This window comes from Streptomyces sp. NPDC001709 (assembly GCF_053596375.1).
Genome location: NZ_JBSFGB010000018.1, coordinates 101308 through 117117, shown reverse-complemented (window position 1 = coordinate 117117; position 15810 = coordinate 101308). Strand labels below are relative to the sequence as shown.

Below are 15810 nucleotides of genomic sequence, written 5' to 3'. Positions count from 1 at the left end.
TTGAGGACCTCTGAGGACTTTTTCGAGATGTACGAGCTGTTCTTCCGCCTGGTGTTCACACGGATGGACCCCGAGAAGGCCCACTACCTGGCCTTCCGCTGGATCCGCCTGGCCGTCCGCATCCCCGTGCTGCGCACTTTCATCGCAGCCGCCCTCGCACCCCGCTACAAGGAGCTGCGCACCGAGGCCTTCGGGCTGCGCATGCACGGCCCCTTCGGGCTCGCCGCCGGCTTCGACAAGAACGCCGTCGCGATCGACGGCATGTCGATGCTGGGCTTCGACCACGTCGAGATCGGCACGGTCACCGGCGAGCCGCAACCCGGCAACCCCAAGAAGCGGCTGTTCCGCCTCGTCGCGGACCGCGCGCTGATCAACCGCATGGGCTTCAACAACGACGGCTCGCTGGCCGTGGCGGCCCGCCTCGCCTCGCGTCAGCCGGTTTTCAAGACGGTCGTGGGCGTCAACATCGGCAAGACGAAGGTCGTCCCGGAGGCGGAGGCCGTCGCCGACTATGTGAAGTCGGCCGAGCGCCTCGCGCCGTACGCGGACTACCTGGTGGTCAACGTCTCCTCGCCGAACACGCCCGGCCTGCGCAACCTGCAGGCCACCGAGTCGCTGCGCCCGCTGCTGACCGCCGTGCGCGAGGCCGCCGACCGCACGGTCCCCGGCCGGCGCGTCCCGCTGCTGGTGAAGATCGCGCCGGACCTCGCCGACGAGGACATCGACGCCGTGGCCGACCTGGCCGTGGAGCTGGGCCTGGACGGCATCATCGCGACCAACACCACCATCGCGCGCGAGGGACTCGGTCTGAAATCCGCACCCTCGCTGGTGAAGGAGACCGGCGGCCTGTCCGGTGCCCCCCTCAAGGCGCGCTCCCTGGAGGTGCTGCGCCGCCTGTACGCGCGCGTGGGCGACCGGATCACGCTCGTGGGCGTGGGCGGCATCGAGACCGCCGAGGACGCCTGGCAGCGCATCCTGGCCGGTGCCACGCTGGTCCAGGGGTACAGCGCCTTCATCTACGAGGGCCCCTTCTGGACCCGTGCGATCCACAAGGGCCTCGCCGCCCGCCTGCGCACCAGCCCGTACGCCACCCTCGCCGACGCGGTCGGCGCCGACGTGAGGAAGCCCGCATGACGATCCTGGAGCCCTTCGGTGCCCGCCTGCGCCGCGCCATGGACGAGCGCGGCCCGCTGTGCGTCGGCATCGACCCGCACGCCTCCCTGCTCGCTGAGTGGGGCCTGAACGACGACGTGGCCGGTCTGGAGCGGTTCAGCCGCACGGTCGTCGAGGCGGTGGCCGACCGGGTCGCGGTGATGAAGCCGCAGAGCGCCTTCTTCGAGCGCTTCGGCTCGCGCGGCGTCGCCGTCCTGGAGACGATCGTCCAGGAGGCGCGCGCGGCCGGCACCCTCGTCGTGATGGACGCCAAGCGCGGCGACATCGGCTCGACCATGGCCGGGTACGCCGAGGCGTTCCTGCACAAGGACGCCCCGCTGTTCTCCGACGCCCTGACCGTCTCGCCGTACCTCGGCTACGGCTCGCTCAGCCCGGCCGTCGCGCTGGCCCGGGAGAGCGGCGCCGGACTGTTCGTGCTGGCGCTGACCTCCAACCCGGAAGGGCCCGAGGTCCAGCACGCGGTCCGCGCCGACGGCCGTACCGTGGGCGCGACCATGCTGGCCCACCTGGCCGCCGAGAACGCGGGGGAGGAGCCGCTGGGCTCCTTCGGTGCCGTGGTCGGCGCCACCGTCGGCGACCTGTCGTCGTACGACCTGGCCATCAACGGCCCGCTGCTCGCCCCCGGCGTCGGCGCCCAGGGCGCGACCCCGGCCGACCTTCCGCAGGTGTTCGGCGCGGCGCTGCGCAACGTCGTGCCGAACGTCAGCCGGGGTGTCCTGCGTCACGGTCCCGACGTCGGGGCGCTGCGCGCGTCCGCCGAGCGCTTCGCGCAGGAGATCCAGGCCGCTGTCGCGGGTGCCTGAGTCCTGCGAGGGGTGCTCCGGGAGCGGCGGCATGACGACTTGAGCGTGAATACATCCTCAAATCGGGGGCATTATGTCTGAAATGTCCGGCCTGGCGGAGGCTGACCAGGACTTTTCCGCTGTTCTCGCTGACTCTGGCGGACTTGACCGCTAGTCTCCGAGCTGTGGGGACACCCCCACACCCATTAGGTAGTGGGGGAGAACGGGCGAAGCGTGTTGCTCGTGGCTCCCCAGGTGTGGGGCGACTAGGTTCCTCACCGGTCCGTATCCGACAGTTCGACATCCGAGGTGACGTAGGCGTGGCTCTTCCGCCCCTTACCCCCGAACAGCGCGCAGCCGCGCTCGAAAAGGCCGCCGCGGCTCGCCGGGAGCGGGCCGAGGTCAAGAATCGACTCAAGCACTCCGGCGCCTCCCTGCACGAGGTCATCAAGCAGGGCCAGGAGAACGACGTCATCGGCAAGATGAAGGTCTCCGCGCTGCTCGAGTCCCTTCCGGGCGTGGGCAAGGTCCGCGCCAAGCAGATCATGGAGCGTCTGGGCATCTCCGAGAGCCGCCGCGTGCGCGGTCTCGGTTCCAACCAGATCGCGTCCCTGGAGCGTGAGTTCGGCAGCACCGGCTCCTGAGGCCGCAGCCCCGGCCCACGGGGAGGCGGACCGGGAGTCCCGGGCACTCCGGGATTGCTGGAATAATCGCTGCATGAGTGAACGTCCGCGGCTGACCGTGCTCTCCGGCCCCTCGGGGGTCGGCAAGAGCACGGTCGTCGCCCATATGCGCAAGGAACACCCCGAGGTCTGGCTCTCGGTGTCGGCCACCACCCGCAGGCCGCGCCCCGGCGAGCAGCACGGAGTCCACTACTTCTTCGTCACCGACGAGGAGATGGACAAGCTGATCGCCAACGGCGAGCTGCTGGAGTGGGCCGAGTTCGCCGGCAACCGCTACGGCACGCCCCGCGCGGCCGTACAGGAACGGCTGGAGAACGGCGAGGCCGTCCTGCTGGAGATCGACCTCCAGGGCGCCCGGCAGGTCCGGGACTCCATGTCCGACGCCCAGCTGGTGTTCCTGGCTCCGCCCTCCTGGGAGGAGCTGGTGCGCAGGCTGACCGGCCGTGGCACCGAGCCGCCCGAGGTCATCGAGCGCCGCCTGGAGGCGGCCAGGACCGAACTGGCGGCCGAGCCGGAGTTCGACACGACCTTGGTCAACACCTCCGTCGAGGACGTGGCGCGCGAGCTGCTAGCCTTGATGGATGTTGTGTGATCACGAGTGTGTGATCATGAATGATCTTTTCCCACCCATCGGAAGGTAGAGCGTGTCCTCTTCCATCACCGCGCCCGAGGGCATCATCAACCCGCCGATCGACGAGCTTCTCGAGGCCACCGACTCGAAGTACAGCCTCGTGATCTACGCGGCCAAGCGTGCCCGCCAGATCAACGCGTACTACTCGCAGCTCGGCGAGGGCCTCCTCGAGTACGTCGGTCCGCTCGTCGACACCCACGTCCACGAGAAGCCGCTCTCGATCGCCCTGCGTGAGATCAACGCGGGTCTGCTGACGTCCGAGGCCGTCGAGGGCCCCGCGCAGTAACCGTTCGTTTTCGCATGACAGGCCCGGCGGCGCGACTGCCGGGCCTGTGGTGTGTCATGGAGGCGTAGGTTCAACGAATGGGAGTCCCGGTGGACAAGCCGAGGGTCGTTCTGGGAGTCAGCGGCGGCATCGCCGCCTACAAGGCCTGTGAGCTGCTGAGAAGGTTCACGGAGTCGGGTCATGACGTCCGCGTGGTGCCCACCGCCTCCGCGCTGCACTTCGTCGGCGCCGCCACCTGGTCCGCCCTGTCCGGCAACCCCGTCTCCACGGAGGTCTGGGACGGCGTCCACGAGGTCCCGCACGTCCGCATCGGCCAGCACGCCGACCTGGTGGTCGTCGCGCCCGCCACGGCCGACATGCTCGCCAAGGCCGCGCACGGCCTCGCCGACGACCTGCTCACCAACACCCTCCTGACCGCCCGCTGCCCGGTCGTCTTCGCGCCCGCCATGCACACCGAGATGTGGGAGCACCCGGCCACCCAGGAGAACGTGGCCACGCTGCGCCGCCGCGGCGCCGTCGTCATCGAGCCCGCCGTCGGCCGGCTCACCGGAGTCGACACCGGCAAGGGCCGGCTGCCCGACCCCGGGGAGATCTTCGAGATCTGCCGCCGGGTGCTGGCCCGGGGCGTCACCGAGCCCGACCTGGAGGGGCGGCACGTCGTCGTCTCCGCCGGCGGCACCCGCGAGCCCCTGGACCCGGTCCGCTTCCTTGGCAACCGCTCCTCCGGCAAGCAGGGCTACGCCCTCGCCCGCACCGCCGCCGCCCGCGGCGCCCGGGTCACGCTGATCGCGGCCAACACCGGCCTGCCCGATCCGGCGGGCGTGGACGTCGTGCCGGTCGGCACGGCCGTCCAGCTGCGCGAGGCCGTCCTGAAGGCGGCGGCGGACGCCGACGCCGTCGTCATGGCCGCCGCCGTCGCCGACTTCCGCCCGGCGGCCTACGCCGCCGGCAAGATCAAGAAGAAGGACGGCCAGGACCCCGACCCGATCGTCCTGGTCCGCAATCCGGACATCCTCGCGGAGATCTCGGCCGAGCGCGCCCACCCCGGCCAGGTGGTCGTCGGCTTCGCCGCCGAGACCGACGACGTCCTCGCCAACGGCCGCACCAAGCTCGCCCGCAAGGGCTGTGACCTGCTCGTGGTCAACGAGGTGGGGGAGCGCAAGACCTTCGGCTCCGAGGAGAACGAGGCCGTGGTGCTGGGCGCCGACGGCAGCGAGACCCCGGTGCCGTACGGCCCCAAGGAAGCCCTGGCCGACACCGTCTGGGACCTGGTCGCGCGGCGGCTGGGCTGACCCGGCCGCTCCTCGTCCGGATCGTGAGGCACCGTTGACGGCGCGCTCGATGACCGATCAAATCGGGTGTGGCGGCCCTGGCCAACGCCGCCCGGCATTGTGCAGAATGCCCGTGCCGCAGGTCACAGCGCTCCCGAGAGGCGAGACACGTGCCCCATCGGCCGAGTGCGACCGATAAACTGTTCCGGTCGGCGCCGGGCGCAGCCCCGCGCGCTGCCGCAAATGATCAGCCAGCAGCCGCTGCAACCACAGGGAGCGTTGTGTCCCGTCGCCTGTTCACCTCGGAGTCCGTGACCGAGGGTCACCCCGACAAGATCGCTGACCAGATCAGCGACACCATTCTCGACGCGCTCCTGCGCGAGGACCCGACCTCCCGGGTCGCCGTCGAGACGCTGATCACCACCGGCCTGGTGCACGTGGCCGGCGAGGTGACGACCAAGGCCTACGCGGACATCGCGAACCTGGTCCGCGGCAAGATCCTCGACATCGGCTACGACTCCTCCAAGAAGGGATTCGACGGCGCCTCCTGCGGCGTGTCGGTGTCCATCGGCGCGCAGTCCCCGGACATCGCGCAGGGTGTGGACACGGCGTACGAGTCTCGGGTGGAAGGCGACGAGGACGAGCTGGACCGGCAGGGCGCCGGCGACCAGGGCCTGATGTTCGGCTACGCGTCCGACGAGACCCCGACCCTGATGCCGCTGCCGATCTTCCTGGCGCACCGCCTGTCCAAGCGGCTGTCCGAGGTCCGCAAGAACGGCACCATCCCCTACCTGCGCCCGGACGGCAAGACGCAGGTCACCATCGAGTACGACGGCGACAAGGCCGTCCGTCTCGACACCGTGGTCGTCTCCTCGCAGCACGCCTCCGACATCGACCTGGAGTCGCTGCTGGCGCCCGACATCCGCGAGTTCGTCGTGGAGCCGGAGCTGAAGGCGCTCCTGGACGAGGGCATCAAGCTGGAGACCGACGGCTACCGCCTGCTGGTCAACCCGACCGGCCGCTTCGAGATCGGCGGCCCGATGGGCGACGCCGGCCTGACCGGCCGCAAGATCATCATCGACACCTACGGCGGCATGGCCCGCCACGGCGGCGGCGCCTTCTCCGGCAAGGACCCGTCCAAGGTGGACCGCTCGGCGGCGTACGCGATGCGCTGGGTCGCCAAGAACGTCGTGGCGGCGGGCCTGGCCTCCCGCTGCGAGGTCCAGGTCGCCTACGCCATCGGCAAGGCCGAGCCGGTCGGTCTGTTCGTGGAGACCTTCGGCACCAACAAGGTCGAGACCGAGAAGATCGAGAAGGCGATCGACGAGGTCTTCGACCTCCGTCCGGCCGCGATCATCCGCGACCTCGACCTGCTCCGCCCGATCTACGCCCAGACGGCGGCCTACGGCCACTTCGGCCGCGAGCTGCCCGACTTCACCTGGGAGCGCACGGACCGCGTGGACGCCCTGCGCCTGGCGGCGGGCCTGTAGCCCCGCCCCGTCCTTCTCACCGGAGCCCGGCTTCCCCGTCGCGGGGGCCGGGCTTCGGCGTGCCGTGGCTCAGTCGGCGGGCGCCAGCCGGATCCGGCGCCGTGGCCGGTCGAGGTTGCGCATCGACCACCCGCAGGATGCGGTCCGGCCCGGGCACAGGGCCACCGGCGAGGTGATCATCAGCTCGGCGGTGATGCGCCGGCCGACCGCGACGACCTCGGACGGGTGTTCGCGCGCGGTCCAGGACAGCGGGTGCCGGGGGTTCCGGCCCATCGGCTCCCGCGGGTCGTCGTCCAGCAGCACGAGCAGGTCGTCGCCGTCGAACCCGATCGGTCATGGTCGCGAGCCCAGGCCCGCCCGTCCGGCCCCGGTACGCCCCGTGGGGCATGCGGTGAGGCCGAATCCGTACCGCTGCCGATCCGGATCTCGGGGGGACGCCGGTTGTCAGTGCCGTTTGGTAAGAATGCAAGCGTGAGCAGCGAGAACGGGGCACCCCGAGCAGAAGGGGACGGCGGGGCCGAAGGGGCGCCGCCGGAGCAGCTCGCGCTCATTCGCGAGAGCGTGCGCAAGGCGAAGACACCCCGCGCCAAGCCGCGGACCTGGCGGGGCGCCGCACTCGCCAAGGAGCTGCCCGTCGCACGGGTGCTGGTCGACAAGGGCGTACTCCACCTCGACCGGTACTTCGACTACGCGGTCCCCGAGGAACTGGACGAACAGGCGCAGCCCGGCGTGCGGGTGCGGGTGCGGTTCGGCGCCGGACGGAACCGGGTGCGCGACGGGCGCCGCGAGGGCGGCGGTCTCATCGACGGCTTCCTCGTCGAGCGGCGGGCCGAGTCCGACTACTCCGGGCCCCTGGCCGCGCTGGCCCAGGTCGTGTCGCCGGAGCCGGTGCTGAGCGAGGAGCTGCTGGGCCTCGCCCGGGCCGTGGCCGACCGGTACGCCGGAAGCCTCGCCGATGTCCTCCAGCTGGCCGTACCGCCGCGCAGCGCCCGCGCCGAGCAGCGGCCGTCCCCCGCGCCGCTGCCGCCCCCGAAGGCGCCGGAGCCGGCCTCCTGGGGGCGGTACGAGCATGGGGGAGCGTTCCTCGACGCGCTGGCCTCGGGCGGGTCGCCCAGGGCCGTCTGGAGCGCACTGCCGGGCCCGCTGTGGAGCGAGGAGCTGGCCCGTGCCGTCGCCGCCACGCTCGCCTCGGGACGCGGCGCCCTGGTCGTCGTACCGGACGGGCGCGCCGCCGCGCGGGTCGACGCCGCACTCACCCGGCTGCTCGGCACGGGCCGGCACGCACTGCTCACCGCCGACGCCGGGCCCGAGAAGCGGTACACGCAGTGGCTCGCGGTGCGCCGGGGAGCCGTACGGGCCGTGGTCGGGACCCGGGCTGCTATGTTCGCGCCCGTACAGGACCTCGGACTCGTCGCCATCTGGGACGACGGCGACGACAGCCACAGCGAGCAGCACGCCCCGCAGCCGCACGCGCGCGATGTGCTGCTGCTGCGCGCCGCTCTGGACAAGTGCGCGTTCTTGCTGGGGAGTTGGAGCTGCACCGTGGAGGCCGCCCAGCTCGTGGAGAGCGGCTGGGCCCGGCCGCTGGGCGCCGGCCGGGAGCAGGTGCGCCGGGCCGCCCCCCTGGTCCGGACGGTCGGGGACGACGACCTCGCACGCGACGAGGCCGCCCGCGCCGCCCGGCTGCCCACCCTCGCCTGGCAGGCGGCCCGCGAGGGCCTGCGGCACGGACCCGTGCTGGTGCAGGTGCCCCGGCGCGGTTACGCGCCCCGCATGGCCTGCGCCCAGTGCCGGGCGCCCGCCCGGTGCCGGCACTGCGCGGGGCCGCTCCAGGGGCAGGACGCGGGGGTTCTGCGGTGCGGCTGGTGCGGGCGTGAGGAGAGCGCGTGGCACTGCCCCGAGTGCGGCGGCTTCCGGCTGCGGGCCCAGGTCGTGGGGGCGCGGCGGACGGCCGAGGAGCTGGGGCGCGCCTTTCCCGCCGTCCCGGTGCGCACCTCGGGGCGGGAACACGTGCTGGACACGGTGCCGGGCACGCCCGCGCTGGTCGTGAGCACACCGGGCGCCGAACCGATCGCCGAGGGCGGTTACGCGGCGGCCCTGCTGCTGGACGGCTGGGCCATGCTCGTACGACCCGACCTGCGGGCCGGCGAGGACGCGCTGCGCCGGTGGATCGCGGCGGGCGCGCTGGTACGGCCGCAGGGCGAGGGGGGCACGGTGGTCGTGGTGGCCGAGCCGACGCTGCGGCCCGTGCAGGCGCTGGTGCGCTGGGACCCCGTCGGGCACGCGGTGCGGGAACTGGCGGAGCGGGCCGAGCTGGGCTTTCCGCCGGTGTCGCGGATGGCGGCCGTATCCGGCACGGCGGCGGCCGTCGCCGAGTTCCTGGGCTCGGTCGGGCTACCGCCGGACGCGGAGGTGCTGGGGCCGGTGCCGGTACCGCCGACGCCGCCGGGGCGGCCGCGCAGACCCGGAGCGCCGCTGCCGGGGGAGCACTGGGAGCGGGCGCTGGTCCGGGTGCCGCCGGGCAGCGGTGCCGCGCTGGCTTCCGCTCTGAAGTCCGCCCAGGCCGCTCGCATGGCGCGGGGCAGCGGGGAGGCGGTGCGGGTGCGGATCGATCCGCCGGACATCGGGTGAGGCCGGACATCGGGTGAGGCTCTCCGACCCGAGCGGTGGCTTGATCGTCCATACGCGTGTCTGCCCTCCCGGGTGGAGCCGGGAGGGCAGGGCGGAGGTGGCGGCGGCTGGTCAGCCGTTGCGTGGGCCGGGGAAGGCCGTCGGGCGGGCGTCGTCGCGCAGGGACTGGCTGCCCGCGGTCGGCTGGGTGGGCATCGAGCGGGCTGCGGGGACCGTCGGGACCGCGGGCAGGCCGGTGTTCACATTGAGCGTGCGGGTACCGGACGGCTCCGGCGCCCGCTCGGCCTCGGCGGCCGCCTGGGCCGTGGCGCGGCGAGCGCCGTAACGGCGGTGCACCGCCTGCTTGGTGACTCCGAGCGCCGAGCCCACCGCGTCCCACGAGAAGCCGAGTGAGCGGTCGAAGTCCACGGCGGCCGTGACCAGGGTTTCGACACTGTCCCGGAGTTCCTGGGCGAGGCGCACCGTCGGGGCGGGGGCGCGTCCGTAGACGACGAAGCCCGTGGACGGGCCGGAGCGGCGCGGGCGGTAGACGTTGCCCAGCTGGGCGGTGAGCGTACGCAGCGCGTCCACCTGCCGGCGGACCCGCTCGATGTCCCGCACCAGCAAGTGCAGGCTGGCCCGGGCCTGGGCGTCGTGGGTTGCGTGGTCGGCCATGAACAAGCCTCTCGAACCGGCGTTGAAAGGAATTGGGCCGCTAAGCGGCCCTATGTGGTCAACTCTCTCTTGACCAACGCGTGTGCGCTCCGCTGGTCACGGGGTGGGGGCGTACGGGCATATGCGTACGCCGGTTGACAGGGCGCGCGCCCGGGCTCTTTCACCCGCCGTCGGTGTCCGCACGTCCGCGGTCCCGCCCCGCCCCTCCCGCAGTGGTCATAGACTGGTGCGCTGCCCGTCCAACCCCCGCCCGAGAGGCCCGATCCCGCCCATGAAGCTCGTCTTCGCCGGTACCCCCGAGGTCGCCGTTCCCGCTCTGGACGCTCTGATCGCCTCCGGGCGGCACGAGGTGGCCGCCGTCGTCACGCGGCCCGACGCGCCGGCCGGGCGCGGGCGCAGGCTGGTCGCGTCGCCCGTGGCCGAGCGGGCGGAGGAGGCCGGGATCGAGGTGCTGAAGCCCCTCAAGCCGCGGGACCCGGAGTTCCTGGAGCGGCTGAAGGAGATCGGCCCGGACTGCTGCCCGGTCGTCGCCTACGGCGCCCTGCTGCCCAGGGCCGCCCTCGACATCCCGGCCCATGGCTGGGTCAACCTGCACTTCTCGCTGCTGCCCGCCTGGCGCGGCGCGGCGCCGGTGCAGCACTCCATCATGGCCGGCGACGAGATCACCGGCGCCTCCACCTTCCTCATCGAGGAGGGCCTCGACTCCGGGCCCGTCTACGGCACCGTCACCGAGGAGATCCGGCCCACCGACACCAGCGGCGATCTGCTCACCCGGCTCGCCTTCGCCGGTGCGGGGCTGCTCGCCGCGACCATGGACGGCATCGAGGACGGCGCCCTGAAGGCCGTACCGCAGCCGGCCGAGGGCATCACCCTCGCGCCGAAGATCACCGTCGAGGACGCGCAGATCGACTGGGCCGCGCCCGCGCTGCGCGTCGACCGGGTCGTGCGCGGCTGCACCCCGGCGCCCGGCGCCTGGACCACCTTCCGCGGCGAGCGGCTCAAGCTCATCCAGGTCACGCCCGTGCCCGAGCGCACCGACCTCGCCCCCGGACGGATGGCGGTCGGCAAGAACAGCGTGCACGTGGGCACCGGTTCGTACGCCATCGAGCTGCTCTGGGTGCAGGCACAGGGCAAGAAGCCGATGCGCGCCGCCGACTGGGCGCGTGGCGTGCGCATCGCCGAGACCGAGACGCTCGGCGGCTGACGCCCCGGCCGGAGGAGGCGACGGGGTATCGACGTAGGCTGGAACCGCACCCCTTCCTCATATCCGGAGCACCTTTTTCGTGAGCGAGCAGTCCCGGCGGCCCCACAGGCCCGCCAAGCCCTACCGCCGTCCGCAGAAGGACCCCGTCCGCATCCTGGCCTTCGAGGCGTTGCGCGCGGTCGACGAGCGGGACGCGTACGCCAACCTCGTGCTGCCCCCCCTGCTGCGCAAGGCGCGTGAAAAGGGCGACTTCGACGCGCGGGATGCCGCCCTCGCCACCGAGCTGGTGTACGGCACGCTGCGCCGGCAGGGGACGTACGACGCCGTGATCGCCGCCTGCGTCGACCGGCCGTTGCGCGAGGTCGACCCGCCGGTGCTCGATGTGCTCAGCCTCGGTGTGCACCAGCTGCTCGGCACACGGATCCCGACGCACGCCGCCGTGTCCGCCTCCGTCGAGCTGGCTCGCGCGGTGCTCGGCGACGGCCGGGCCAAGTTCGTCAACGCCGTGCTGCGGAAGGTGGCCCAGGACGATCTCGACGGGTGGCTGGCGAAGGTCGCGCCGCCGTACGACGAGGATCCCGAGGATCACCTCGCCGTCGTGCACTCGCATCCCCGCTGGGTCGTCTCCGCGCTCTGGGACTCCCTCGGCGGCGGGCGTGCCGGTATCGAGGACCTGCTGGAGGCCGACAACGAACGGCCCGAGGTGACGCTGGTCGCGCGGCCGGGGCGGGCCACCGCCGAGGAGCTGCTGCGCGAGGAGGCCGCCGTACCGGGCCGCTGGTCGCCGTACGCCGTTCGGCTCGCCGAGGGCGGCGAGCCGGGCGCGGTGCAGGCCGTGCGCGAGGGGCGGGCCGGAGTGCAGGACGAGGGCAGCCAGCTGGTCGCCCTCGCCCTCGCCAACGCGCCCCTCGAGGGGGCCGACAGCAAGTGGCTGGACGGGTGCGCCGGGCCCGGCGGCAAGGCCGCGCTGCTGGCCGCCCTCGCCGCCGAGCGCGGGGCCATGCTGCTCGCCTCCGAGAAGCAGCCGCACCGGGCCGGGCTGGTCGCCAAGGCACTGCACGGCAACCCGGGTCCGTACCAGGTGATCGCCGCCGACGGGACCCGGCCGCCGTGGCGGCCCGGCAGCTTCGACCGGGTGCTGATGGACGTGCCGTGCACCGGGCTCGGCGCGCTGCGCCGCCGCCCCGAGGCCCGCTGGCGGCGGCGCCCCGAGGACCTGGACAACTTCGGGCCCCTCCAGCGCGCCCTGCTGGGCACCGCGCTCGACTCGGTGCGCGTCGGCGGGATCGTCGGCTACGCGACCTGCTCGCCGCACCTCGCCGAGACCCGCGCGGTCGTCGCCGACGTCCTCAAGCGGCGCCCGGAGGTGGAACTGATCGACGCCCGCCCGATGCTGCCGGGAGTGCCCGCGCTGGGCGAGGGCCCCGACGTACAGCTCTGGCCCCACCTCCACGGCACGGACGCCATGTACCTGGCGTTGATCCGCAGAACGGGCTGAAGCACCGCCGACGGCAGCCAACCCAGGGGCGCGGGGCTTGTATCGATATGCGGCTCCGCCGCGGGGCGCGACAAGCCCCCACCGGGCCGCAGACGACACTCAACCGTAAGGACCGCCGTTACAGCCGAGCGCAGCGGCATGGCAGTCTTGGGGCATGGCCGTGCAGATCAACCCCAGCATCCTGTCCGCCGACTTCGCCCGCCTCGCGGAGGAGGCCAAGGCGGTTCAAGGCGCCGACTGGCTCCACGTCGACGTCATGGACAACCACTTCGTCCCGAACCTCACGCTCGGCGTGCCGGTCGTGGAGTCCCTGGCCCGTGCGACGGACACCCCGCTGGACTGCCATCTGATGATCGAGGACCCCGACCGCTGGGCACCCCAGTACGTCGAGGCGGGCGCCTCCTCCGTCACCTTCCACGTGGAGGCGGCCGCCGCCCCTGTGCGGCTCGCCCGGGAGATCCGGGCCATGGGCGCGCGTGCCTCCATGGCGCTCAAGCCGGCGACGCCGATCGAGCCGTTCGAGGACCTGCTGCCGGAACTCGACATGTTGCTGATCATGACAGTCGAGCCCGGCTTCGGCGGCCAGGCCTTCCTCGACATCATGCTGCCGAAGATCCGCCGCACCCGTGAGCTGATCAGCAAGCACGGCCTGCAGCTGTGGCTCCAGGTGGACGGCGGTGTCTCGGCCTCGACGATCGAGCAGTGCGCGGACGCGGGAGCGGACGTGTTCGTGGCCGGCTCGGCCGTGTACGGGGCGAAGGACCCGCAGGAGGCGGTCCGTGCCCTGCGCACGCAGGCGGAGACGGCCATCGCAAAGGCGTCCTGGGCATGCGACCACTGAGCCACAGCTACGTGAACGGTTAAGGGAAGGCCGCCCTTCAGGGCGGATCAGCTGCGCCGAATCTGCAAGGATGAACGGCGAATCCAGAGTGTGAACAGCAGTGAGGAGATCGCCGTGTCGGGTATGTCGGCGGGCCGGTCAGCCATGCGGATGGGACCCGCTGAGCTGGTGCAGGCGGCGGCCATGGCCCGCCGCTTCTACCTCGAGGGCAAGTCCAAGATCCAGATCGCGGAGGAGTTCGGCGTCAGCCGCTTCAAGGTGGCCCGGGTCCTGGAGACGGCCCTCGAACGGGATCTCGTACGCATCGAGATCCGTGTCCCGGCCGAGCTGGACGCCGAGCGCTCCGACGCGCTCCGCGCCCGCTACGGCCTGAGGAACGCCGTGGTGGTCGAGTCCCCGGCCGAGGCGGAGGAGACCCCCGACCCCGAGAACCTCGGCGAGGTCGCCGCCGACCTGCTCGGCGAGCTCGTCAACGAGGGGGACGTGCTCGGGCTGGCCTGGGGCCGGTCCACGATCCACATGGCGGCGGCGCTCGACCGGCTGCCGCCGTGCACGGTGGTGCAGCTGACGGGCGTGTACGACGCCGGGACCTCGGAGCGGGGCTCGGTCGAGGCCGTGCGCCGGGCCGCCCAGGTGTCGGGCGGCGACGCCCACCCCATCTACGCGCCGATGCTGCTGCCGGACGCGGCCACCGCGGCCGCGTTGCGCAACCAGACCGGGATCGCCCGGGCCTTCGAGTACTTCGACAAGGTCACGGTCGCCTGTGTCTCCATCGGCTCCTGGGAGCCGGGCATCTCGACCGTGCACGACATGCTCAGCGACGAGGAACGGGCGCACTACGCCTCGCTCGGCGTCGCCGCCGAGATGGCCGCGCACCTCTTCGACGCCGAGGGGCGCCGGATCGGGCGGGACCTGGGGGAGCGGTGCATCACGGTCAAGGCCGACCAGCTGCGCCGTATCCCGGAGGTCGTGGCGATCGCCGGCGGTCAGCGCAAGGCGGCCGCGATCGACGCGGTGCTGCGTTCCGGCCTGGTCACCAGCCTGGTCACGGACACCTCCGCCGCGGACTACCTGATGACGGCCGGCCCGACGCCGAAGCCGACGCTCAGCCGCTCGGACCCGGACGGCCACTGACGGCGCCCCGGCGCCGACCGCCGCGGCACGAGAGCGGGGCGGGTGGCGATGAACTCCGGGGGTCGTGGTGGCCGCTCCGCGCCGGGCGCGGTGGTGGTCGCGCGGGACGTCGGTCGGGCGTAGTGGGTGTGCTGGACCCGGCAGATCGTGGTGGTCGTGGTTGGTCGGGGCGGGGGCGTCGGCCCAGTGTCGGTCCTCGGTGTGCCCGTCCGTCGTGGTGCTGGTCGCGGGGGCGTCGGTCGGGCGTGGTGGTTGTTCTGGGCCCGGTCGATCGTGGTGGTCGTGGCGGGCTGCGGTGGGGCGGGGGCGTCGGCCCGGTGTCGGTCGTCGGTGTGCCCGTCCGTCGTGGCGGCTTCCGGCACGGTGGTGGCGTCGGTCGGGCCACGGCAGGTCGTGGTGGTCGACGTGAGGCGTGCCAGCGCGTCGTCCGGCTTCTGCTCGCTCGCTTGTCGTGACGGGCGGGGCAAGCCCCGGCGACTGAGGGCATGGCGCAGCGAGGCGCAACCGGCGCGTGCGGGGACGGTACGGCGGGTCGTGCCGGAGTTCGAGCGGGACGGCCGTGGCAGCATCGTCGGCATGTTGCCGCGGTTCCTCCCCCACCTGCCGAGGTGGTCACTGACGCCGGTCCATACGCCGGGGCGGGCGTCGGCGCCGCCCCGCAACGCCTCGGCCTGCGCGCCTGGACGGTCCCTGAGTCCGTCGCCTACCCCCATGCGGGCTCTCACCCCGGCCCGTCTGCTCACAGGGCTGCTGGCCGTCGTGCTCTCCGTTCTGCTTGCGGGATGCTCGTCCGGTGCCGGTACCAGTTCGGGGCCGGGCTCCGGTGTCGGGGCGAGCGTGTCCGGGCCCGCCTGGGCGCCGCACGGCATGGGCACGGTCAGGGAGTCCCAGTTGCCGGCCGAGGCGCGCAGGACGCTCGCACTCATCGACAAGGGCGGGCCCTTTCCCTACGCCAAGGACGGCGTCGTCTTCGGGAACTTCGAGGGGCGTCTGCCCAGGCATCAGCGTGGCTACTACCACGAGTACACCGTCAGGACGCCCGGCTCGCGCGATCGCGGGGCCCGGCGCATCGTCACCGGTCAGGGAGGGGAGATCTACTACACCGATGATCACTACGACTCGTTCCGGGCGGTGCTGAGATGACGGAACTCCTGGTCACACTGGACCTCGACGGGGTCACGGACAAGGCCGGCCTGATGGACCGCGCCGCCCGTGCTCTCGCGCTGCCCGACTGGTTCGGCCGCAACTGGGACGCCCTGGCCGACTCGCTCGGCGACCACACCGTGTGGCCCGAGGGCGCCGTCGAGCGGGGACTGCTGGTCGTCGTACGGAACTGGCAGCCGTACGCCAAGGCGCATCCGGACGAGTGGCGGATCGCGCAGGAGGTGTTCGCCGAGGCCGCGGACCACACCCCCGCCCTCTGCGTGGCCCTGGCCCTTGGAGGATCCTCCTAGGTGATCGGCGGTCACCCTGGATGTTCCGTGGGGGCGTGACAGCGGTCCCGACATGGGACAATGAAGTACGTGCTCTTT

At 72.7% G+C, this 15810-nt stretch carries 16 protein-coding genes; 14 read left to right on the top strand and 2 right to left on the bottom strand.

Annotation, left to right across the window (positions count from 1 at the left end; translation table 11 throughout):
• Nucleotides 1–27: 27 nt before the first annotated feature.
• The 7 genes from ACWC0C_RS25700 (at nt 28) to metK (ending at nt 6316) form a co-directional block, all read left to right on the top strand.
• A complete protein-coding gene (locus tag ACWC0C_RS25700; RefSeq protein ID WP_450866137.1) occupies nt 28–1134 on the top strand; it encodes a quinone-dependent dihydroorotate dehydrogenase in 1107 nt (368 codons plus the stop codon).
• On the top strand, nt 1131–1976 hold the full coding sequence (pyrF, locus tag ACWC0C_RS25695; RefSeq protein WP_449196731.1) for an orotidine-5'-phosphate decarboxylase: 846 nt from the start codon (nt 1131–1133) through the stop codon (nt 1974–1976). The genes ACWC0C_RS25700 and pyrF overlap by 4 nt, the downstream gene beginning before the upstream one ends.
• Before the next feature lie 299 nt (nt 1977–2275).
• A complete protein-coding gene (locus ACWC0C_RS25690; protein ID WP_003977346.1) occupies nt 2276–2599 on the top strand; it encodes an integration host factor in 324 nt (107 codons plus the stop codon).
• 73 nt (nt 2600–2672) lie between these two features.
• Entirely contained in the window at nt 2673–3230 is a 558-nt protein-coding gene (gene gmk / locus ACWC0C_RS25685) for a guanylate kinase (RefSeq protein ID WP_450866135.1), read from the top strand.
• 52 nt (nt 3231–3282) lie between these two features.
• Nucleotides 3283–3555: a DNA-directed RNA polymerase subunit omega gene (gene rpoZ / locus ACWC0C_RS25680; RefSeq protein WP_003982715.1), complete on the top strand. Its 273-nt coding sequence runs from the start codon at nt 3283–3285 to the stop codon at nt 3553–3555.
• 89 nt (nt 3556–3644) lie between these two features.
• The gene (gene coaBC / locus ACWC0C_RS25675; RefSeq protein WP_450866199.1) at nt 3645–4847 is read left to right on the top strand and encodes a bifunctional phosphopantothenoylcysteine decarboxylase/phosphopantothenate--cysteine ligase CoaBC; all 1203 of its coding nucleotides are present in this window, start codon (nt 3645–3647) and stop codon (nt 4845–4847) included.
• 260 nt (nt 4848–5107) lie between these two features.
• Entirely contained in the window at nt 5108–6316 is a 1209-nt protein-coding gene (gene metK / locus ACWC0C_RS25670; RefSeq protein WP_450866133.1) for a methionine adenosyltransferase, read from the top strand.
• A 69-nt stretch (nt 6317–6385) separates the two neighbouring features.
• On the opposite strand, the gene ACWC0C_RS25665 is transcribed toward metK, so the two are convergent.
• The gene (locus ACWC0C_RS25665; protein WP_450866132.1) at nt 6386–6619 is read right to left on the bottom strand and encodes a hypothetical protein; all 234 of its coding nucleotides are present in this window, start codon (nt 6617–6619) and stop codon (nt 6386–6388) included.
• A 168-nt stretch (nt 6620–6787) separates the two neighbouring features.
• On the opposite strand from ACWC0C_RS25665, the gene ACWC0C_RS25660 reads away from it, so the two are divergent.
• Nucleotides 6788–8947, top strand: coding sequence for a primosomal protein N' (locus tag ACWC0C_RS25660; protein ID WP_450866131.1), 2160 nt, complete (start codon nt 6788–6790; stop codon nt 8945–8947).
• Between the two features lie 111 nt (nt 8948–9058).
• Here the strand turns inward: ACWC0C_RS25660 and ACWC0C_RS25655 are convergent, their stop codons facing one another.
• Nucleotides 9059–9601 carry a hypothetical protein gene (locus ACWC0C_RS25655; protein ID WP_449196736.1) on the bottom strand — a complete coding sequence of 181 codons (543 nt, stop codon included), beginning with the start codon at nt 9599–9601 and terminating at the stop codon, nt 9059–9061.
• Between the two features lie 271 nt (nt 9602–9872).
• Between ACWC0C_RS25655 and fmt the strand changes: the two genes are divergently transcribed.
• The 6 genes from fmt to ACWC0C_RS25625 all read left to right on the top strand — a co-directional run bounded on the left by fmt (nt 9873) and on the right by ACWC0C_RS25625 (nt 15732).
• Nucleotides 9873–10805 (top strand): methionyl-tRNA formyltransferase, encoded by a 933-nt coding sequence (gene fmt / locus ACWC0C_RS25650; RefSeq protein ID WP_449196737.1) that lies wholly within the window; start codon nt 9873–9875, stop codon nt 10803–10805.
• Between the two features lie 79 nt (nt 10806–10884).
• Nucleotides 10885–12303 carry an RsmB/NOP family class I SAM-dependent RNA methyltransferase gene (locus ACWC0C_RS25645; protein WP_450866128.1) on the top strand — a complete coding sequence of 473 codons (1419 nt, stop codon included), beginning with the start codon at nt 10885–10887 and terminating at the stop codon, nt 12301–12303.
• A gap of 154 nt (nt 12304–12457) precedes the next feature.
• Nucleotides 12458–13144 (top strand): ribulose-phosphate 3-epimerase, encoded by a 687-nt coding sequence (rpe, locus tag ACWC0C_RS25640; protein ID WP_450866127.1) that lies wholly within the window; start codon nt 12458–12460, stop codon nt 13142–13144.
• Between the two features lie 90 nt (nt 13145–13234).
• Nucleotides 13235–14278, top strand: coding sequence for a sugar-binding transcriptional regulator (locus tag ACWC0C_RS25635; protein WP_449196740.1), 1044 nt, complete (start codon nt 13235–13237; stop codon nt 14276–14278).
• Between the two features lie 711 nt (nt 14279–14989).
• Nucleotides 14990–15421 (top strand): ribonuclease domain-containing protein, encoded by a 432-nt coding sequence (locus ACWC0C_RS25630; RefSeq protein WP_450866125.1) that lies wholly within the window; start codon nt 14990–14992, stop codon nt 15419–15421.
• Nucleotides 15418–15732, top strand: coding sequence for a barstar family protein (locus ACWC0C_RS25625; RefSeq protein WP_449196741.1), 315 nt, complete (start codon nt 15418–15420; stop codon nt 15730–15732). The genes ACWC0C_RS25630 and ACWC0C_RS25625 overlap by 4 nt, the downstream gene beginning before the upstream one ends.
• The last annotated feature ends 78 nt before the right edge of the window (nt 15733–15810 follow it).